Source organism: Mesorhizobium sp. USDA 4132 (assembly GCF_056279545.1).
In genome coordinates this window covers 782,858-801,996 of the sequence record NZ_JBWCCP010000001.1, presented here as the reverse complement: position 1 = coordinate 801,996, position 19,139 = coordinate 782,858, and the positions used below count along the sequence as shown (strand labels likewise).

At 61.0% G+C, this 19,139-nt stretch carries 22 protein-coding genes; 6 read left to right on the top strand and 16 right to left on the bottom strand.

All coding sequences use genetic code 11. From position 1 onward, the window contains the following. The 6 genes from kdpB to ACZ9IU_RS04070 all read right to left on the bottom strand — a co-directional run bounded on the left by kdpB (nt 1) and on the right by ACZ9IU_RS04070 (nt 4,957). The gene (kdpB, locus tag ACZ9IU_RS04095; RefSeq protein WP_038539982.1) at nt 1-2,088 is read right to left on the bottom strand and encodes a potassium-transporting ATPase subunit KdpB; all 2,088 of its coding nucleotides are present in this window, start codon (nt 2,086-2,088) and stop codon (nt 1-3) included. A 57-nt stretch (nt 2,089-2,145) separates the two neighbouring features. Further along, on the bottom strand, nt 2,146-2,298 hold the full coding sequence (locus ACZ9IU_RS04090; RefSeq protein WP_157885068.1) for a hypothetical protein: 153 nt from the start codon (nt 2,296-2,298) through the stop codon (nt 2,146-2,148). 21 nt (nt 2,299-2,319) lie between these two features. After that, nucleotides 2,320-4,023: a potassium-transporting ATPase subunit KdpA gene (gene kdpA, locus ACZ9IU_RS04085; protein ID WP_038539978.1), complete on the bottom strand. Its 1,704-nt coding sequence runs from the start codon at nt 4,021-4,023 to the stop codon at nt 2,320-2,322. A gap of 65 nt (nt 4,024-4,088) precedes the next feature. Beyond that, the gene (kdpF, locus tag ACZ9IU_RS04080) at nt 4,089-4,178 is read right to left on the bottom strand and encodes a K(+)-transporting ATPase subunit F (protein ID WP_038539975.1); all 90 of its coding nucleotides are present in this window, start codon (nt 4,176-4,178) and stop codon (nt 4,089-4,091) included. A 312-nt stretch (nt 4,179-4,490) separates the two neighbouring features. Continuing rightward, nucleotides 4,491-4,655, bottom strand: a complete 165-nt coding sequence (locus ACZ9IU_RS04075; protein WP_157885067.1) for a hypothetical protein — start codon at nt 4,653-4,655, stop codon at nt 4,491-4,493. A gap of 11 nt (nt 4,656-4,666) precedes the next feature. After that, nucleotides 4,667-4,957 (bottom strand): hypothetical protein, encoded by a 291-nt coding sequence (locus tag ACZ9IU_RS04070; protein WP_038539973.1) that lies wholly within the window; start codon nt 4,955-4,957, stop codon nt 4,667-4,669. Here ACZ9IU_RS04070 and ACZ9IU_RS04065 point away from each other — a divergent pair. The 3 genes from ACZ9IU_RS04065 to ACZ9IU_RS04055 all read left to right on the top strand — a co-directional run bounded on the left by ACZ9IU_RS04065 (nt 4,956) and on the right by ACZ9IU_RS04055 (nt 8,026). Then, nucleotides 4,956-5,303, top strand: coding sequence for a hypothetical protein (locus ACZ9IU_RS04065; RefSeq protein WP_157885066.1), 348 nt, complete (start codon nt 4,956-4,958; stop codon nt 5,301-5,303). The two genes, ACZ9IU_RS04070 and ACZ9IU_RS04065, sit on opposite strands and share 2 nt — an antisense overlap. Nucleotides 5,304-5,384: 81 nt before the next feature. After that, nucleotides 5,385-6,632 carry an NAD(P)/FAD-dependent oxidoreductase gene (locus ACZ9IU_RS04060; protein WP_038539967.1) on the top strand — a complete coding sequence of 416 codons (1,248 nt, stop codon included), beginning with the start codon at nt 5,385-5,387 and terminating at the stop codon, nt 6,630-6,632. Between the two features lie 95 nt (nt 6,633-6,727). Next, on the top strand, nt 6,728-8,026 hold the full coding sequence (locus ACZ9IU_RS04055; RefSeq protein WP_038539965.1) for an NAD(P)/FAD-dependent oxidoreductase: 1,299 nt from the start codon (nt 6,728-6,730) through the stop codon (nt 8,024-8,026). 8 nt (nt 8,027-8,034) lie between these two features. Here the strand turns inward: ACZ9IU_RS04055 and ACZ9IU_RS04050 are convergent, their stop codons facing one another. Next, on the bottom strand, nt 8,035-8,691 hold the full coding sequence (locus ACZ9IU_RS04050) for a TetR/AcrR family transcriptional regulator (protein ID WP_038539962.1): 657 nt from the start codon (nt 8,689-8,691) through the stop codon (nt 8,035-8,037). 218 nt (nt 8,692-8,909) lie between these two features. Continuing rightward, nucleotides 8,910-9,440 carry a gluconokinase gene (locus ACZ9IU_RS04045; protein ID WP_038539960.1) on the bottom strand — a complete coding sequence of 177 codons (531 nt, stop codon included), beginning with the start codon at nt 9,438-9,440 and terminating at the stop codon, nt 8,910-8,912. Between the two features lie 170 nt (nt 9,441-9,610). Here ACZ9IU_RS04045 and ACZ9IU_RS04040 point away from each other — a divergent pair, with 170 nt between their 5' ends. Beyond that, on the top strand, nt 9,611-10,849 hold the full coding sequence (locus ACZ9IU_RS04040; RefSeq protein WP_038539955.1) for a TadE/TadG family type IV pilus assembly protein: 1,239 nt from the start codon (nt 9,611-9,613) through the stop codon (nt 10,847-10,849). A 3-nt stretch (nt 10,850-10,852) separates the two neighbouring features. Here ACZ9IU_RS04040 and ACZ9IU_RS04035 read toward each other — a convergent pair whose 3' ends face one another. The 7 genes from ACZ9IU_RS04035 to ACZ9IU_RS04005 all read right to left on the bottom strand — a co-directional run bounded on the left by ACZ9IU_RS04035 (nt 10,853) and on the right by ACZ9IU_RS04005 (nt 17,435). Beyond that, nucleotides 10,853-11,884 (bottom strand): AbrB family transcriptional regulator, encoded by a 1,032-nt coding sequence (locus ACZ9IU_RS04035; RefSeq protein ID WP_038539951.1) that lies wholly within the window; start codon nt 11,882-11,884, stop codon nt 10,853-10,855. Between the two features lie 170 nt (nt 11,885-12,054). Further along, nucleotides 12,055-12,537 carry an iron-responsive transcriptional regulator RirA gene (rirA, locus tag ACZ9IU_RS04030; protein ID WP_038539948.1) on the bottom strand — a complete coding sequence of 161 codons (483 nt, stop codon included), beginning with the start codon at nt 12,535-12,537 and terminating at the stop codon, nt 12,055-12,057. Nucleotides 12,538-12,914: 377 nt separating this feature from the next. Next, nucleotides 12,915-13,040, bottom strand: coding sequence for a hypothetical protein (locus ACZ9IU_RS04025; protein WP_258718814.1), 126 nt, complete (start codon nt 13,038-13,040; stop codon nt 12,915-12,917). Between the two features lie 79 nt (nt 13,041-13,119). Further along, nucleotides 13,120-14,184, bottom strand: coding sequence for a M48 family metallopeptidase (locus ACZ9IU_RS04020; protein ID WP_038539945.1), 1,065 nt, complete (start codon nt 14,182-14,184; stop codon nt 13,120-13,122). Then, nucleotides 14,174-15,262, bottom strand: a complete 1,089-nt coding sequence (locus ACZ9IU_RS04015; protein WP_038539944.1) for a YjgN family protein — start codon at nt 15,260-15,262, stop codon at nt 14,174-14,176. The genes ACZ9IU_RS04020 and ACZ9IU_RS04015 overlap by 11 nt, the downstream gene beginning before the upstream one ends. A gap of 184 nt (nt 15,263-15,446) precedes the next feature. Further along, a complete protein-coding gene (locus tag ACZ9IU_RS04010; RefSeq protein ID WP_038539941.1) occupies nt 15,447-15,767 on the bottom strand; it encodes a hypothetical protein in 321 nt (106 codons plus the stop codon). 171 nt (nt 15,768-15,938) lie between these two features. Further along, nucleotides 15,939-17,435, bottom strand: a complete 1,497-nt coding sequence (locus ACZ9IU_RS04005) for a CoA-acylating methylmalonate-semialdehyde dehydrogenase (RefSeq protein ID WP_038539937.1) — start codon at nt 17,433-17,435, stop codon at nt 15,939-15,941. Nucleotides 17,436-17,549: 114 nt separating this feature from the next. On the opposite strand from ACZ9IU_RS04005, the gene ACZ9IU_RS04000 reads away from it, so the two are divergent. Together ACZ9IU_RS04000 and ACZ9IU_RS03995 are read left to right on the top strand one after the other, a co-directional pair. Beyond that, nucleotides 17,550-17,858, top strand: a complete 309-nt coding sequence (locus ACZ9IU_RS04000; protein WP_038539933.1) for a putative quinol monooxygenase — start codon at nt 17,550-17,552, stop codon at nt 17,856-17,858. Between the two features lie 27 nt (nt 17,859-17,885). Then, nucleotides 17,886-18,767, top strand: a complete 882-nt coding sequence (locus tag ACZ9IU_RS03995) for a LysR family transcriptional regulator (protein ID WP_038539930.1) — start codon at nt 17,886-17,888, stop codon at nt 18,765-18,767. Nucleotides 18,768-18,845: 78 nt separating this feature from the next. On the opposite strand, the gene ACZ9IU_RS03990 is transcribed toward ACZ9IU_RS03995, so the two are convergent. After that, nucleotides 18,846-19,091 (bottom strand): helix-turn-helix domain-containing protein, encoded by a 246-nt coding sequence (locus ACZ9IU_RS03990; protein WP_038539927.1) that lies wholly within the window; start codon nt 19,089-19,091, stop codon nt 18,846-18,848. Nucleotides 19,092-19,139 lie beyond the last annotated feature (48 nt).

Here is a 19,139-nt window from a genome sequence, read left to right as displayed (position 1 = left end):
TTAAGCGAGACCGATCGCGGTGATGATCATGTCGATCGCTTTGATGCCGATGAAGGGAACGAGGATGCCGCCGAGACCATAGACGAGCAGATTGCGGGAAAGCAGCGCGCCGGCGCCGATAGCCCGGTATTTGACGCCCTTCAGCGACAGCGGGATCAACGCGATGATGATCAGCGCATTGAAGATGATCGCCGACAGGATGGCGCTTTGCGGCGTGGCGAGCCCCATGATGTTCAGCACGCCGAGCTGCGGGTAGAAGGTCAGGAACATCGCCGGGATGATGGCGAAATACTTGGCGATATCGTTGGCGATCGAAAAGGTGGTCAGCGCGCCGCGGGTCATCAGGAGCTGCTTGCCGATCTCGACGATCTCGATGAGTTTCGTCGGGTCCGAGTCGAGGTCGACCATGTTGCCGGCCTCGCGGGCGGCGACCGTGCCGGTGTTCATGGCGACGCCGACATCGGCCTGGGCGAGTGCAGGCGCATCGTTGGTACCGTCGCCGCACATGGCGACGAGCTTGCCCTTGGCCTGTTCCTCGCGGATCAGCGTCAGCTTGTTCTCAGGCGTCGCCTGGGCAAGGAAGTCGTCGACGCCGGCTTCGGCGGCAATCGCCGCCGCGGTCATCGGGTTGTCGCCAGTGATCATCACGGTGCGGATGCCCATGCGGCGCAGTTCCGCAAAACGTTCGCGGATACCGCCCTTGACGATGTCCTTCAACTGGACGACGCCAAGCAGCCTGCCGTCACGGGCAACGGCAAGCGGCGTACCGCCGGCCTTGGCGATTTCGTCGGCGATCGCCTGCAGCTCGCGCACGATATCGGATTGCGGGCTGGCGGCGATTGCCGCGTTGCCGGAGACCGGCATCGTCCCCGAGCCGACATAGGCGAGCACCGCATCGACCGCGCCCTTGCGGATCTGGGAGCCTTCGAGATCGACGCCGCTCATGCGGGTCTGGGCGGTAAAGGGGACGAAACTCGCCTTCAGGCTCGCCATGTCGCGGCCGCGGATGGCGTACTTTTCCTTGGCAAGCACGACGATCGAGCGGCCTTCCGGCGTTTCGTCGGCAAGCGAGGCGAGCTGGGCGGCATCGGCGAGATCTTGTTCGGAGACGCCGCGGACCGGGCGGAACGAGGTGGCCTGGCGGTTGCCGAGCGTGATCGTGCCGGTCTTGTCGAGCAGCAGCGTATCGACGTCGCCGGCAGCTTCGACGGCGCGACCGGACATCGCGAGCACGTTGAAGCGGACGAGGCGGTCCATGCCCGCAATGCCGATCGCCGACAGCAGCGCGCCGATCGTGGTCGGGATCAGCGTCACGAACAGCGCGACGAGAACGATGATCGGGATCGAGCCGCCAGCATAGATCGCAAAGCTCGGGATCGTTGCGGTCGCGAGCACGAAGATCAGCGTCATGCCGGCGAGCAGGATGTTGAGCGCGATCTCGTTAGGCGTCTTCTGGCGCTCGGCGCCCTCGACGAGCGAGATCATCCGGTCGAGGAAGGTCGAGCCGGCAGCGGCCGTGATACGGACGCGGATCCAGTCCGACAGGACTTGCGTCCCGCCTGTCACGGCCGAGCGGTCGCCGCCGGATTCGCGGATGACGGGCGCGGATTCACCGGTGATCGCCGCTTCGTTCACAGAGGCGACACCCTCGATGACTTCGCCATCCGACGGAATGATGTCGCCCGGTTCGACGAGCACCACGTCACCGACTTTCAGGCTCGTGCCGGCGACCATCTTGTAGTGGGTGCGGTCGCTGCCCGAGAGCAGCTTGGCCTGGGTTTCGGTGCGGGCCTTGCGCAGCGAATCCGCCTGCGCCTTGCCGCGGCCTTCGGCGACCGCTTCGGCGAAATTGGCGAACAAGACGGTGAACCAGAGCCAGATGTTGATCTGGAAGGAGAAACCGAGATTGCCGTTGCCGGCCGCGAGGTCGCGGAGGAAAAGCACGGTGGTGAGGACCGAGACCGTGGCCACGACGAACATGACGGGGTTCCGGGCAAGGGTCCGCGGGTTGAGCTTCTTGAAAGCATCGCCTGCGGCCGGAATGAGGATGCGAGTATCGATGATGCTCGCGGATTTTGCCTGGCTCATAAGAGACTCCAGCTTTGAAAATGAGTTGGCTTGTCAATCGAGGCGACGAAGGGTCGATCAGCCGCGCAAGACTTCGATCACGAGGACAATGGCAAGAATGACCGCCGTCATGATAAAAATTGCATAGGATCCGTAGGGGCTCTGTCCACTCTTGCCTTGCTTTCGCGAGGCAAGAGTGGACTGTCTGCGGAGAGCTTTGCGGATGCTCATGGCATTGCTCCCCTTGGTCCCTCAGAAGGTCTGGCCGGCGATCATGACCAGGTGTTCGACGACGGGCCCGAGCGCCAGGGCGGGCATGAAGGTGAGGCCGCCGACGATCAGGATCGTGCCGACGAGCAGGCCGACGAACAACGGACCATCTGTCGGGAAGGTGCCTGCCGAGGCCGGAACCGTCTTCTTGGCGACCAGCGAGCCTGCGATGGCGAGCGCCGGAATGATGACCAGGAAGCGGCCCATCAGCATGCCGAGCCCAAGCGTCACGTTGTACCAGGGCGTATTGCCCGAAAGCCCGCCGAAAGCCGAGCCGTTGTTGGCCGCAGCCGACGTATAGGCGTAGAGGATTTCGGAGAAGCCGTGCGGGCCGGCGGTGCCGATCGAGGCGACCGCGGACGGCAGCACCGTGGCGATCGCCGTAAAGACCAGCATGGCGAGCGGCAGGCAGAGAACGGCGAGCACGGCCATCTTCATCTCCTTCGCCTCGATCTTTTTGCCGAGATATTCCGGCGTGCGGCCGACCATAAGCCCGGCCACGAAGACTGCGACGATGATGAAGAGGATGATGCCGTAGAAACCCGCGCCGACGCCGCCGACGATGACTTCGCCGAGTTGCATGTTGATGAGCGGGATCAGGCCGCCGAGTGCCGTGAACGAGCCATGCATGGCATTGACCGCGCCGCAGGAGGCCGCCGTGGTGATGACCGCAAACAGCGACGACAGGGTCACGCCGAAGCGGACTTCCTTGCCTTCCATGTTGCCACCGGCAAGGCCGAACTGGTGCATCAGCGGATTGCCGGCCGCTTCCGCCCAGTAGGTGATGCCGACGCCGACGATGAACAGGATGCCCATCGATGCAAGGATCGCCCAGCCCTGGCGCTGGTTGCCGACCATACGGCCGAAAACGTTGGTCAGGGCGGCACCGATCGCAAAGATCGACACCATCTGGATGAGATTGGATATCGCATCCGGATTTTCGAACGGATGTGCCGAGTTGGCGTTGAAGAAACCGCCGCCATTGGTGCCGAGCATCTTGATGGCAAGCTGCGAGGCGACCGGGCCGAGCGCGATGGTCTGCTTGGCGCCTTCCAGCGTCGTCGCTTCGGCATAAGGTCCGAGCGTCTGCGGCACGCCGAGCCAGACGTAGACCAGCGTCAGCACGATGCAGATCGGCAGCAGGATATAGAGCGTGGCGCGGGTCATATCGACCCAGAAATTGCCGATCGCCTTGCCGGAAGCGCGCGAAAAGGCGCGAATCAGGCCGACGGCGATTGCCATGCCGGTCGCGGCGGAGGCGAAATTCTGCACGTTGAGACCCATCATCTGGGTCAGATAGGACATGGTGCTTTCGCCGCCGTAGTTCTGCCAGTTGGTATTGCTGACGAAACTGACGGCGGTGTTGAAGGAAAGCTCGGGCGGAACGGAAGCCATGCCGGCCGGATTATAGGGCAAGCCGGCCTGCAGTCGCATCATCGCATAGAGCACGACGACGCCGAACAGGTTGAACATCAGCAGCGAGAAAGCATAGGAGGTCCAACGCTGGTCCTCGCGTTCGCTGGTGCCGGCCACGGCATAAAGTCCCCGTTCGATCGGAACGAGGACAGGTGACAGAAGAGTGCGCTCGCCTGAGAAGACACGCGTCATGTAACCGCCGAGCGGTTTGACGAGCGCGATGATGATCCCGCAATAAAGCAGGATCTGAAGCCATCCGTTGAGGGTCATTTGGGCTTAACTTTCAATACCTGGCAGCTGACGAACGGCGCCGGTTCTCTTTAAAAGCGTTCTTTTCAGAAGCGTTCTGGGCGAATGAGAGCGTAGGTGAGGTAGACGGTGAGGAACACGGTCACGCCGCCGCTCAAGACATAATCGAGGATCATCGGAGCTTCTCCCTTCAAAGCCTGTCGCAGGCGCGGGTATAGGCAAGGCAGAGACCGAAGAAGACGACTGCGGTGCCGAGTAGAATGACGTCCAACATCGATCTGGACTCCTGTTGTTAAGGCGAGGCCGGACAAGGCAAGGGATGCCGTCCCCGAAAGACGGCACTTTGATGCTTTGCGGCTTTGGAGATGATCTTTAGCGATCTCTCGGACCCTAATATGCGGCGCGACCGCATAGGGGTTCGAGACGGGGCTCAGGGGAAAGAAATAAAAATCCTATAGGAATTTCGTTCTTTCCGGCGGCGACTGCCCTCAGGAAGCGGCCGTAAAGGTTATGGCATAGGCGAAAACGAGCGCCATCAGCATCACCGCGAGCATGCCGAGAATGATGCTCGATGTACGCAGATGGTCCGGATTCCCGAAATTACGGGAGCGCGGATATACGTGTTGGCGCATGTGGTGAACGACCTTGGACATCGGCGTTCTCCTCATCCCCGTCCGACGATCTTCATGCGGGGATCGATCGCCTCGGGGGCCTTCACCGGGGCCTCGAAAATCGGCCCCAGGCTCAAGGTGACGCCTTCCGGGAGGCAGCAGACGGCACCCGGCGTGCGATCACTTTCGAACATGGCGAAATGCACCGCCGACGCCCGATTGGTGAACAATCCGCCGACGAGCCCATCGCGGTCGGAGACGACCCAACGGCCGCCGACATCGCGGCCCACCATGAAACGCACGCCTCGCGAGGGAGGCTCGACTTTCGGCATTGCCTTACCCATGACGATCCCCTCACGCAGCCATCATGGAAACAAGGCCCGCGGCGCAAAGGCCGAGGCCGATGACGCCGAGGAGCCTCAGGAAAACGCCAAGGTTCGCGTCAACCGGGCGGTTTGGCTTCGACAGCCGGCGCTGCCGGGCTTTGGCTTCAGCAAGATGCAGGAAGTAGACGCTCCCCAAACGACCAAACATTTCAGTCACTCCTTGTTGGGATCGGCCCGCGGCATTGTTCGCGCGGAGCCCGCATCGAAACCGATGCACGACGACCCGAAAGGTAGCGACGGCCGCATAGGCTTTCGATTGGATGCGGCAGACGAAGAAATAGGGAATCCATATAAGCAACCGTGATTTTTCGTTTGCGCCGCAGCATTCCGGGCGGCATGTTGAAATCTTCGAACGATAAAAGACTTGGGAAATGGAATTCAGATCATGACAGCAGATGCGATCGTGCTGGGAGCCGGCATTGTCGGCGTTTCGACGGCATTGCAGCTCGCCCGGCGCGGCAAATCGGTGGTGCTCGTCGACCGGAAAGAACCCGGCATGGAGACATCCTACGGCAATGCCGGCCTGATCCAGCGCGAGGGCGTCGTGCCCTATGGCTTTCCCCAGCAGTTCGGCCTGATCCTGCGCTATGCCATGAACAACCGCATCGACGCGCATTTCCACTGGAAGGCCATTCCGTCGGTCACGTCGTTCCTGGCGAAATACTGGTGGCATTCGAACATGACCCGCCACCAGCTGATCGCCCGCGCCTATGCGCCGCTGATCGAGCACTCGATCGCGACCCATAACGAGCTGATCGAGGAAGCCGGAGCCCAGGAGCTGATCGCCAAGAACGGCTGGACGGAGGTGTTCCGCACCCGCGGCAAGCATGACGGCGAGATCGGCGAGGCCGAGCGGCTTCGCAAGGAGTATGGCGTCGCCTTCAAGGAACTTTCGCCGGCCGATATCGCCGAGCAGGAACCCAATCTTTCCACCGATTTCGTCGGTGGCCTGCGCTGGGAAGACCCATGGTCGGTCAAGGATCCGCTGGCGCTGACGCGAGCCTATGTAAAACTGTTCGAAAGCCTCGGCGGCCGGGTGCTGAAGGGCGATGCAAAGAGCCTGTCGCAGACCAAGACGGGCTGGCGGATCGTCGCCGGCGAAGGCACGGTGGAAGCCAAGGACGTGGTGGTGGCGCTTGGGCCCTGGTCCGACACGGTCACAAAGCCGCTCGGCTACAATTTCCTGGTCGGCGTCAAGCGCGGCTACCACATGCACTATTCGGCCAAGGGCAATGCCAAGCTCAACGGCTGGACCATGGATGCGGAGCGCGGTTATTTCCTGGCCCCGATGAACCAGGGCATCCGCCTGACGACGGGCGCGGAATTTGCCCGCCGCGACGCGCCGAAGACACCTGTTCAGCTGGAACGCGCCGAAGCCGTGGCGCGCAGCATCTTCCCGCTCGCGGAGCGGCTCGACCAAGAGCCGTGGATGGGCGCCCGCCCCTGCACGCCGGACATGATGCCCGTCATCGGCAAGGCGCCCCGGCACGACGGCCTGTGGTTCGCCTTCGGTCATGCGCATCACGGCCTGACGCTGGGTCCGGTGACCGGTCAGGTGATTGCGGAGGCGATCACGGGGCAGAAGACATTGATCGACATCTCGGCTTATAGGCCAGAGCGCTTCAACGCCTAGCTCTGTTCGATTGGTCTTGAAGGGGCACGGACTGTCGGAGCCTGCCCTGTGCGGGACCGATGTCGAATGCGGCGCCTATATTCGGACGGTGTAACATGGCCTTTAGACCCGCAGACAATCCCCGACACACGAATTCCTGGTACGCGGCTTCGGCAAAGGACAAGCGTGTCCGCCCTGCCCTTGACGGAGAGATAGAGACGGATGTCTGCGTCGTCGGCGCGGGCTTCACGGGTATTTCCGGGGCGCTGGAACTTGCAGAGCGCGGATATTCCGTCGTGGTGCTGGAGGCAGAGCGCATCGGCTTCGGCGCGTCCGGCCGCAATGGCGGCCAGATCGTCAACGGCTACAGCCGCGACCTCGATACCATCGCCGGACGGTATGGCCGCGACAAGGCGGTGCAGCTCGGGGCGATGTCGCTCGAAGGCGGCGAGATCATCCGCAGCCGGGTGGCGAAATACGGGATCGACTGCGACCTGGTGGATGGCGGCTTCTTCGCGGCCTTCACGGACAAGCAGATCCGCGAGATGGCGCATCACAAAGCCGATTGGGAAAGATACGGCCATGGCGGGCTGGAAATGGTTTCGAAAGCCGAGGTCGGACGGTATGTAAAGACCGACAGGTATGCCGGCGGCATGATCGACAGGCTCGGCGGCCACATCCATCCGCTCAATCTCGTGATCGGCGAGGCGGCAGCGTTCGAAAACCTTGGTGGACGCATCTTCGAAGGTTCGCGCGTGATCGGCCTCGACACGGGCGAAAAGCCGGTGGCGCGAACCGAAAAGGGCTCGGTGAAGGCCTCGTATGTGCTCGTCTGCGGCAATGCCTATCTCTCCCCGCAGTTTCCAGAGATCAGCGGCCGGATGATGCCGGTTTCCAGTCAGGTGATGGCGACGGAACCGCTCGACGCGAGCCTGATCGAAAGCCTGCTGCCGGCGAATTACTGCGTCGAAGACGCCAATTACATTCTCGACTATTACCGGCGGACTGCCGACAACCGGCTGCTCTATGGCGGCGGCATTGGTTACGGCGGAAACGACCCGAGCGATCTCACGGGCGTCATCCGCCCCAATATGCTGAAGACGTTTCCGCAGTTGAAGGGCGTCAAGATCGACTATGCCTGGAGCGGCAATTTTGCGCTTACCCTGACGCGTATCCCGCATGTGGGAAAACTGTCGGACAAGGTCTATTTCTCGCACGGCGACAGCGGCCACGGGGTGACCACCACGCATCTGCTCGGCAAGATCCTCGGCGAGGCGGTCGCCGGCCATGCGGAACGCTTCGATATCTGGTCGTCGCTGCCCAACCTTCCCTTTCCGGGCGGGCAGACGTTCCGGGTGCCGCTCACGGTGCTCGGTGCCTGGTGGTATGGGTTGCGCGACCGATTGGGCCTCTGATCAAGGGATCAAAGAGAAATCGGGAAGCTGCCGGTGAAATAATAGGTCGCCTGGGCGCGAATGATCGACTTGAACTGCGCCACGGTCGCAGCGGCTTCGTCTTCCGGAACCATGAGGGCAAGCCGCATAGTAGCGCCCGACAGGTGAAACATCACCAGAAGCGCCCGTGCATAGTTTTCGCGAAGCGGTTCTTCCACGAAAGGCTCGGTGGCCTTGTAGAATACATCAGCCTGAAAGCGGGTCTCGGCAATATCCAGATCAGCAAGCGCTTTGTCCGCCTGGATGGCATTCAGGAGATCCTGGAGCGATGGCCTTTCCCGCATGTTATAGTAGTATAAATCGAAAAGTGCGGCCGGGGCCTGCAAAGCGTCTTCGGCCGTGGCGATCTTTCCGATCTGCTCTGCGACAAAGGAACGAACCTCTTCGACGTAACGCTCGTAGAGCGTTGCGATGATGGCGGACTTGTTCGGGAAATACTGATAGACCGATGCGATAGGCCCCCCGGAAAGGGCAGCTATCTCCTTCATGGTCACTGCGTCTATGCCCTTCTGGCCGATCAGCTGCATCGACACTTTCAGGATCTCATCGATACGCTCGCGGCTCCGCTCCTGTTTCGGCACCCGGCGAAGGGAACCCCGCCCGGATCCTTTCGTCGAATCTGGCATCCGCAAACCGTCTCCTCAAACACCTGTCAACTGCTCCCTGCCGTCGCCGGGAAAATTCCCGGCAAGTCAGGCGGAATTGCTTGAACGCAAAACTGTTACTTATACGGCGCCCGAAGAGCATCGGATCACAATGACTGGTAATTTTTAGAATACTTTCCACGGCGATGCACAAGACAGAACATCGGAGAAAACGAGAGGCTAAATCCTATTATCTATCCTCAAATGAGCCTGGTAATACCATCGAAAGCCTTGCTGACGATGGTATCGACACTTGCGTCGACGTCGACCGTTATCACCCCGGCCTCATGCTCGGGGCTTTCAAGGGTTGCGAGCTGGCTCTGAAGCAATGATGTCGGCATGAAATGGCCGGTACGCGCGCCCATCCGTTGTTCAAGAACCTTGGGGTCGCCCGTGAGAAAGACGAAATAGAGCGTGCCGCCGGCCTCCCGCCGCAAACGATCTCGATAGGTTTGTTTGAGCGCCGAACACGAGACGACCACGCTTTCGCCGCGTCCCCTTGCCGTGGCCAGTTCGTTGCCGACAAGATCGAGCCAGGGCCAGCGGTCGTCGTCGGTCAGCGGAATGCCCTTCGCCATCTTGGCGACATTCGCCTCCGGATGCAAGCGATCACCCTCCACGAACGCGCAGCCGAGACGCGCGGCGAGATGTTCGCCCACCGATGTCTTCCCCGATCCGCTGACACCCATGACGACGATTGCGAGAGGAAACGAGGGTTCGATCGAGGGCATGATTAACTTCCATTGGGACCATGTTCAGGGGCGGGAAAACCGAAATACAGGAGCCGAGGTTAACTTCAGGTTTTCCAATTCTCTTACGGGAACTTTAGAGGGGCTGCGATAAAAGGGCTGACCTTGAAGCGCATTCTGCACTCACCGAGCTCAACCGGGAACCCACGATCATGCGGCGACTCATCGACAATATTGCGTTACGCCTTTATCATACCCTACGCGATACAGGCGGCAATTTTGCGATAGCCACCGCCCTGGCGATGCCGCTCCTCGTCACGACCGCCGGTGGCGCGATCGATTTTGCCCAGGCCTCGTTCGAGCGCGGCCGGCTGCAGGGCGCCCTTGATGCGGCCTTGCTCAGCGCCGTTGCGAAACCCGATATTGCAAGTCAGCGCCGGGAAGCGCTGCGCTTTCTGACCGATACGGTACCGGAAGACACCGACCTCGACACCGCGCTCATCGTCGCCGGAAATGCGGATGGCAGCCTGACGGGTACCTATGCCCAAGGCGTGCCGACCAATTTCCTCGGTCTGCTCGGCATTCACACCATCGACGTCAAAGTCCAATCCACCGCGATCGCGAACAGGAACCCGAAGCCTTCAGGCGCGTGCATCTACGTGCTCGGCAACACGACGCAGGCCGTCCTGATCAATTCGGGCGCCAACGTGCATTCGGAGAAATGCGGCGTGGAGGTCAGTTCTACCCAGAACCCGACCTTCATCATGAACAGCGGCGCGACGATCGATACGCCCAGCTTCTGCGTCGCGGGCACCCAGTATATCAAGAACGGCGGGACGCTCAGCAACCTAAAACCCGGCTGCAAGGTATCTGGCGATCCCTATGCCGTCGGCATCGCCGAGCCGACCGTCTCCTCGACCTGCACCACCAGCGGCACAAGGGACGGAGCAGTGCAGGACATGGTCCCAGGCGTCCATTGCGGCACCACCTTCAACGGATCACCGAAGATCACGTTCAAACCCGGCCTCCATATCATCAAGGGCCGGATGATCATCAACTCCGGTTCGACGGTCGTCGCGGACGGGGTGACCTTCTATTTCCCCGATACCGACAGCGAAATCCGCGCCAATGGCGCCCTGAGCTTCACCGCATCGGCGCCGACCAGCGGCACCTACAAAGGCATCCTGATGTTCGAAAAGACCAGCGATGTCGCCAACAACGGCCGCAAGCAACAGTATATCTTCAACGGCTCCAATGGCGAGACGCTCAAGGGAGTCATCCATCTTCCGAACCGTGACGTCGTCTACAATTCGACCACCAATCAGTCGAACCTGATTACGCTGGTGGTCAATACGATGATCATGAACTCCGCGAACTGGCAGATCGAACCCTACACCGGGGCTGACAGCGGGACAGGTTCCGAAATTACATCGGTGCGCCTCGTCAACTGACGCTCAACGCTGCCGGGCTTCCTTGCCGAGCACGACGGGCATCAGCACCGACAGGAACATCAGCCGAAGCACGTGATGAGCGCCGACATAGGTGGGGTCGGCATGCAGCATCACCGCCATCGCCGACATGGTTTCGAGCCCGCCCGGCGCAAAGGCGATCAGGGCGGCGTCGAGCGGCACGCCGGTCAGGCAGGAAACGCCGCCGGCAATCGCTGCCGCAAGCGCGATGACGACCACGGTCACCACGCCGCCGGCCACAAAGGCGGTGCGCAATTCGCGGATCGATACGCCGCAGAAGCGCGTGCCGATGACTGAACCGAGGATGACATAGGTCGGAACCAGCAGCCAGTTCGGAACTCCGCCGTTGATGAAGCCGGTCACATGCGTGGCGATCGATACCACGACGCCGCCGAGCAGCAGCGCCGCCGGAAAATTCCAGCGCATGAACACCACGCCGAACAGCGCCGAGACGATAAGCATGGCGATGAGGACAGGCGCGCTCATCACCAAAGGCACCAGAACCGGGTCGGTGCCCACGAGATCGAAGATTTCCACGATCAGCGGGACCGTAATCGTCAGCGCCAGCACGCGCACGCTCTGGCCGACGCTGACGGCGCGCAGGTCGCAGCGGGTTTCGGCGGCGAGGCTCAGCACATAGCTCAGGTGCCCGGGGGAGGAGGCGAGCAGCGCAGTGATCCGGTCATAGTGGAAGAACCGTTGCAGCACCCACGAACTCACATAGAGCAGGATGACGACCGCCACGAGCACCATGACGAAACTCAGAGGCCAGGTGCGCGCCGCGACGATCACCTCCGGCGTGACAGTCGCCCCCATCGACACGCCGACGATGATGAAACAGACGTTGCGGACCTGCGCCGGCACCGCCAAGTTCAGCCCGGCAAGCCCCGCAATGGTGATCGCGATTGCCGGACCGATGAGGTAAGGAGCTGGAAAAGCAATGAGAATTGCGATCAGCGCACCGGCAGTGCCGATCAGCGCAGTCAGCGCGAATACGCGCAATTCCGAAAGGGGCATGGCTTGATCCTGAAGGCGCCACAGGAAGGAAAACTGACAAAAGCCAGCAAAACGCCTCGTCCCCTTCTATTGCAAATGCGCGCGAGGTCAACCTCTTCTACAGCATACGGGGGATAGCAAAAGGCGCCAACCTCAACGGCGGCGCCTTCAAGAAACGTCAACGGGCAAGATCAAGCGGCCGGCGCGACGACCTTCGGGATGGCCTTCGGCAGATGCAGCATATCGATGCCCAGCAGGAAATTGATCTGCGGGCGCGCCTTGACGAGATCGTCGATCGTGTATTCGGCGAGCACATCGAAGAAAGCGTTGAGCGCCTTGCGAAGCGCAGCGTTCAGGCCGCAGCTGTCAACAAGCGGGCATTCCGCAACTCCCTCTTCGAAGCATTCCGCCATGGCGAAACTATCTTCGGTGACCTTAATGACGTCGAAAAGGGTGATGCGCTCAGCAGCTCGGCCGAGCCTTACGCCACCGTTGCGACCACGTACGGTTTCCACCAGACCGGCCTTCGTGAGCGGCTGGAGGATCTTGAAAAGGAAGAGTTCGGAAACGCCATAGGCCCTGGCAATCTCGGGAATGCGGCTCAGGTGGCCTTCGTTGGCGGCGCAATACATCAGCATCCGTACTGCGTAATTCGTCTGTTTGGTCAAGCGCATGCTGGTCTCCCGAGACTCGTACCCGCCCTATATAATGGCTTCCCTAGTTTTGAACAATTCCAAAATAAGAAAATCGTCATCAAGTTTCCGACGTGAGGCAGCTTGCCTGCATCGGAGCGGAATTCAAGCTATGAATTGCTCGTCCGCACAGACGACGCCCGGAAGGCTGGGGCAAGCCGGAGCGGCGGGCTGGGCAGACAGGCGCGGGCTCTGCCAGGCAAACCTTCGGCCCTCTGCCGAAGGACAACGTCTAGCCGCGCCGAACAGGCCGCGCAGGGATTGCCAACGATATCCCGCGACCTGCATGAAGTTTTGATGGTCCTGTGCGAAGCCGGTTCAGGACCGGCGGCGGCTCGCCAGAAAAGTTCCGGCCGGCGTCAACCGGTCATCGAGATCGCCACCCAGGTGGGGACAGCGACCACCACCATTGCTGCCAGCAGGCTAAGGCCGATCCTCGCCAGATACGCGCGGCGGGCACGCTTCGCATCCCACTCGTACACCATGGACATACATCCCCACTCCTACTCCGCAAGCTAAATTAGGATAGTCTGCGGATACGTCAATGGTGGCTATCGATCATGGCTACCTTGCCTGAGGCCGACCTTCCAGCTCGGCGGCATAATTGCGGATGTCCTGCTGACGTTGCGGGGTGCCCGGATGGCTCGACAGGATGCTCGCGTCGCCATGGTCTCCGAGCTTTTCTTCGAGGACCACGAAGAAGCGGGCAAGTGCGGCGGGATCGTAACCGGCAGCCCGCATCAGCTCGACCGAACGGCGATCCGCCTCCGCTTCCGCGGCCCGTGAATAGGACAATGCCACCAGTGCACCGCCCTGGGTGAGGATATCCTCGACGCCCGAGCCGACATCGCCGGCAATCAGCATGACCAGCGCGGCAACGCCGGCTGCGCGATAGAGCTGCCGCAGGCTGTGCTTGCCCTCGACATGGGCAATCTCGTGGCCGAGCACGCCGAGGATCATTTCCCGGTCGCTGTTGGCGAGCTTCACCAGATCGTCGGTGAGGATCAGGCTGCCGTCGGGGAGTGCGAAGGCATTCGGGCCAATCACGCCGCCATCCCGGAAATAAAGCCGATAGGCCTTCTGTCCGCCCTTCGAATGTTCGGCCAGTTTCGAGAAGCCCTCGGAGATCGCCTGCCGTTCGCCTTCCGGCAATTCGGAGGGTTTCAGGATCGTCCGATCGAGCGAGGCGAGCGTGCCGGAGCCGATCAGTTCCGGCACGAACGGCGGCGTTACCAGGACGGCAACCTCCACCAGCACGGGTACCGCAAACCGATAGATCGAAGCCGCAAGCAGGATGACGGCGATCGTCATGACGATCAGCCGCGGATGGAACCGCTCCAGCCGATGGATCAGGCCGCTGCGAGCGCCTCGCTTGGCGCGGAGATAGGTGTCGATGCCCTCGTTGTCGCGCGTTTCGAACACGGAACCGTCGGGGAAACTCACTCGCCGCGGAATAGAGCCGACGCGCGCACTGACCTCGATCCGCTCCGGCACGGCAGAGGCGAGGACCCGCCCCTCTTCCGCTGCGACGAGGAGACTGCCATCCTCGCGCAGAACGGCCGGGATTGCGCGGCTGGAATTGGCCGGATGCCATTCGCCTTTAGCGATGACCGCTCCGTCAGAAGCCAAAGTCGAACCCTTCCATATCCATGTATTCGGCACTGATTGCAGCACCGGTCGCCTCGATCGAGGAGAGGATTTCGCCCGGATCGCCGTTAATGCGGATGCCGGAATGCTCGTTCACATACCGCGCCATCCGGACCGCCGCCCAGGGGCGCATCAGTCCGAGCGTCAGCACGGTGACGATCACGTTGCTGATTGCTATCCAGGCATAACGCAGCCGGGAGATATCGCTGACCAGCTGATGGCGACCGTCAAGTTCCGCCGCCGACCAGGCGACGTTGCGCACACCCGCCCGATAGAAGAGACCAGCAACACCATAGAGGATGAAATAGATGAAGACCCCGGCGTAGAGACCGGCGATGCTCAGCACGGTCATCTGCGTGCTCGTCAATTCGGCGCTCTCGCGCATGACGGTCGCAGCACCGATGATCACGACGAAGGCAATGAAACCGAAGACGATGCTGCCCAGGAACACGATCAATGCCGGCAGGATCCAGACGCCATAAAGCCGGCTGAGCTGCGGATCGCTGGAAAACGGCCGATCGCCGTACCGCAGGTTGTTGAAGAGGTATCGCCAGGTCCAGCGGCTCGCGAGTGGCGCCAGGATGCCGAAGGAAATGAAGGCGACAAAACTGCCGAGCAGAATCGCAACGAAAGCGCCGCCCGCGGTGCCGACGAAATCGAAACGCACGTTGCGGTAGCTCGTCACCCGGGCGTTGAAGCGCAGGCTGCGCTTGATGAGCCACGGCAGAGCGACCAGGATCACGATCGGAGTAAGGATGCCGATCGGCGGAAAGATCGCCGTGCCGATGTTGATGACGATCAGGAACGCAATGACGATCAGCCGGCCGATGAAGATCTGCTTGCCGGTCGCGTGATATTCGAAGGCGCGGTCGAGAATGACCGTGTTGCCGTAGAAGTATCGCATGCGCCGCACCTTGGCCCAGGCCGAATAGATGCCGAGGGTGACGATCGTCAGCAGAACGTTGACGATCCAGATACCGAAATATTCGCTGGCGCTGCCGGTGAAGGATGCGCGCTCAAAATACTGCCCCGCCGCCGCCCGAGGCGTCGTCTCCGCCATTGCCATGATGTCATATCCCCTTGCCGAATACCGTCGAGACGGCTGCCTGCCCGATTCCCCGCATGATTGTAGGGCCTGGATATGTCATTTCAATTGTTCGCGCGACACGTAATCAGATTCTGGGTCGTCAAAACAAAAACGGGCCTCCTGCGAGACCCGTTTTGTTCATTTCTCGATTGGGCCCTCAGGCGTGTGCCGGCGTCCCGACAGGGAGATCGGCGCCGAGCGCTTGGGCCGCAGCCGCGTTGTTCTCCGGCGTGTCGGCGAACCGATAACCTTTTTCGATCAGCCGATGCGTATACTGCTTGTTGTAGAGAAAGGAGAAAATGAGCTGCGAGATGCCCGCGGTGAACACCGAGATCACCAGATGCAGGGCACCGATGGAGATTTCACCGCGTACAACCGGAACCAGCCAGCCGAAGAAAAGGTAGGTCCACGAAAAACCGTGGAAACCCTTCTTGGTCAGACCGATGCTGTCGTTCTTCATCATTACCTTTTTGGCCATGCCCGTCCCCTTTTTGTTACTTTACCGTCATTCGTATAAACGAGAACCACTGACGATTTGGCCAGTATTCACGGATAAAGCGGGATTAAATTGCTTGGTAAACCGGATATGACACCAGCAAAAAACGGGCCCCCGAAGAGGCCCGCCTGATAATGTCGACCGAGTTTCTGCTTACTTCATCGTCGGCATGACGAATTCGGCACCATCCTTGATGCCGGACGGCCAGCGGGCGGTGATCGTCTTGGTCTTGGTCCAGAACTTGATCGAATCCGTGCCGTGCTGGTTGAGATCGCCGAAGCTCGAAGCCTTCCAGCCACCGAACGAGTGATAGGCGAGCGGAACGGGGATCGGAACATTGATGCCGATCATGCCGATATTGATGCGGCTGGCGAAGTCACGGGCGGCATCGCCGTCGCGGGTGTAGATCGCAACGCCGTTGCCGTATTCGTGCTTCATCGGCAGATCGAGCGCTTCTTCATAGTTATGGGCGCGGACGACCGAGAGGACAGGACCGAAGATTTCCTGCTTGTAGATGTCCATCTCGGGCGTGACATTGTCGAACAGCGTGCCGCCGACGAAATAGCCGTTCTCGTAACCCTGCAGCTTGAAGCCGCGGCCATCGACCAGAAGCTTGGCGCCTTCCTCGACGCCTCGGTTGATCAGCCCGTTGATGCGGGCATGGGCTTCCTTGGTGACGACCGGGCCCATGTCGGCCTTGTCGTCCGTATAGGGACCGATACGCAGCGACTCGATCTTCGGGATCAGCTTTTCGACGAGGCGGTTGGCGGTTTCCTCGCCGACCGGGACCGCGACCGAAACCGCCATGCAGCGCTCGCCGGCGGAACCGTAGCCGGCCCCCATCAGCGCGTTGACGGCCTGGTCGAGATCCGCGTCCGGCATGATGATCATGTGGTTCTTGGCGCCGCCGAAGCACTGCGCGCGCTTGCCGTTCATCGCAGCCGTGCCATAGACGTAACGGGCGATCGGGGTCGAGCCGACGAAGGAGATGGCGCCGATATCCGGATCGGTGAGGATCGCATCGACGGCCGCCTTGTCGCCGTTGACGACGTTCAGGATGCCGGCAGGCAGGCCCGCTTCGATCATCAGCTCGGCGAGGCGGATCGGCAGGGACGGGTCACGCTCCGACGGCTTCAGGATAAAGGCATTGCCGCAAGCAATCGCCGGGGCGAACATCCACATCGGGATCATGCCCGGGAAATTGAACGGGGTGATGCCGGCGCCGATGCCGACCGGCTGGCGCATCGAATACATATCGATCTGCGGGCCGGCGCCTTCGGTAAACTCGCCCTTCGACAGATGCGGGATGCCGATCACGAATTCGCAGACTTCCAGGCCGCGGATGACGTCGCCCTTGGAATCCTCGACCGTCTTGCCGTGTTCCTTCGACAGCATCTCGGCGAGTTCATCCATGTTCTGGTTGAGCAGGTCGACGAACTTCATGAAGACGCGGGCGCGGCGCTGCGGATTGGTGGCAGCCCATTTCGGCTGGGCCTGCTTGGCGCTTTCGACGGCAGCCCGGATTTCCGAAACGCTGGCAAGCGAAACCTTCGCCTGGACTTCGCCGGTTGCCGGATTGAAGACGTCAGCCGTGCGGCCGCTGGTGCCGGCGACATGCTTGCCGCCGATGAAATGCCCGATCTCACGCATGGGTATGCTCCTCCATTTTTGGTACGTGACGGGAGTCTACACTTCGATTTGCACAAAGCAATGGAGTGGAATAAGCATCCGTTGTGCAGAAATTGAAGCAAGACCGAGGCTGTCATGTCTGGCAAGATCGTCAGGATCGCGGAACTGGAAATTCATCCCGCACAAATCGACCCCTATCGAGCCCTCCTTGCCGAGGAAATCGAGGCATCGGTGGACAATGAGCCGGGCGTGCTGATGTTGCATGCCGTCGCTGAAAAGGAACGGCCTGAGCAAATCCGTATCCTGGAGGTATATGCTGACCAGAAGGCCTACGAGGCGCATCTCCGGACGCCGCATTTCCTGAAATATAAGGAACATACGGCGGACATGGTGAAGTCTCTCAGGCTGATCGACGTCGATCCGGTGATGATGCGGGCAAAATAAGCAGCAGGCATTGAAAGACAACCAACGATGAACTGGGACGATGTCCGCATGTTTCTGGCGGTAGCCCGCGCCGGCCAGATTCTGGCTGCTTCGCGGCGGCTCGGCGTCAACCATGCGACGCTCGGGCGGAGGGTGACGGCGCTGGAAGAGGATTTGCGCACCCGCCTCCTCATCCGCCGCACCAACGGCTGCGAACTGACCGCCGAAGGCGAGGTGTTCTTTCGGGCGGCCGAGCGGATGGAAACGGAGATGCTGGCGGCGCAGGCGAGCACCGGGCGGATCGACGCGGCGATCGCCGGTACGGTCAGGATCGGGGCGCCCGACGGTTTTGGCGTTTCCTTTCTTGCCTCACGGCTCGGGCGGCTGACGCGCCGCCATCCGGAACTTAAGCTGCAGCTGGTGCCCGTGCCGCGATCCTTCTCGCTGTCCCAGCGGGAGGCGGATATCGCCATCACCATCGAACGCCCGGAACAGGGCCGGCTCATCTCTTCGAAACTGACCGATTATACGCTCGGCCTCTATGCCTCGAAGACCTATCTCGATCAGGCAGGAACGCCGCAGACGGTGGAGGCGCTGAAGAGCCATCCGCGCATCGGTTATGTGGAGGACCTGATTTTTTCGCCGTCCTTGAATTTCACCGGCGAGGTGATGCGGGACTGGGATGCCAGCTTCGAGATTTCAAGCGCGATCGGCCAGACCGAGGCGGTCCGTTCCGGCGCCGGCATCGGCATCCTTCACGACTATGTCGCGCGACAATATCCGGAACTGGTGCGGGTGCTGCCCGGGACCGTTATTCGGCGGTCCTACTGGACCACCTACCACGAAACGACCCGCGACCTGATGCGGCTGAGGACGGTGGTGGAGTTTCTGAAGGAACTGGTCGATGGGGAAAGCCACATTTTTGTGTGACGGATAGGACGGTCTTCATGGGGAAAAGAAGAAGACCCAAACAGGGTCCGGCCGCCGAAGCGGCCGGAAAACCTTGTATCAAGAAGGCAGGAAGGTCGTAACCGGAACCTTGAGTGCCGCGGCAATGCGCTTCAGCTTGGCCGGATCGGCATCGGTGCCGTTTTCAATGCGAACGATCTCGTCGTTGACGAGGCCGGTCGTGATGGCAAGCTCTTCAATGCTGTAGCCGACAGAACGACGCGTTTCGGCGACGGCTGAGGCAATGTGCTGCGGAGAAAGCTTCGCTCCATTGGCGGATGCGAAATTATTGATCGAAATTGTCATTGTATGCTCCTTCTAGAATGGCCTGCCGAAAACCGGTCAGGTGAAGGG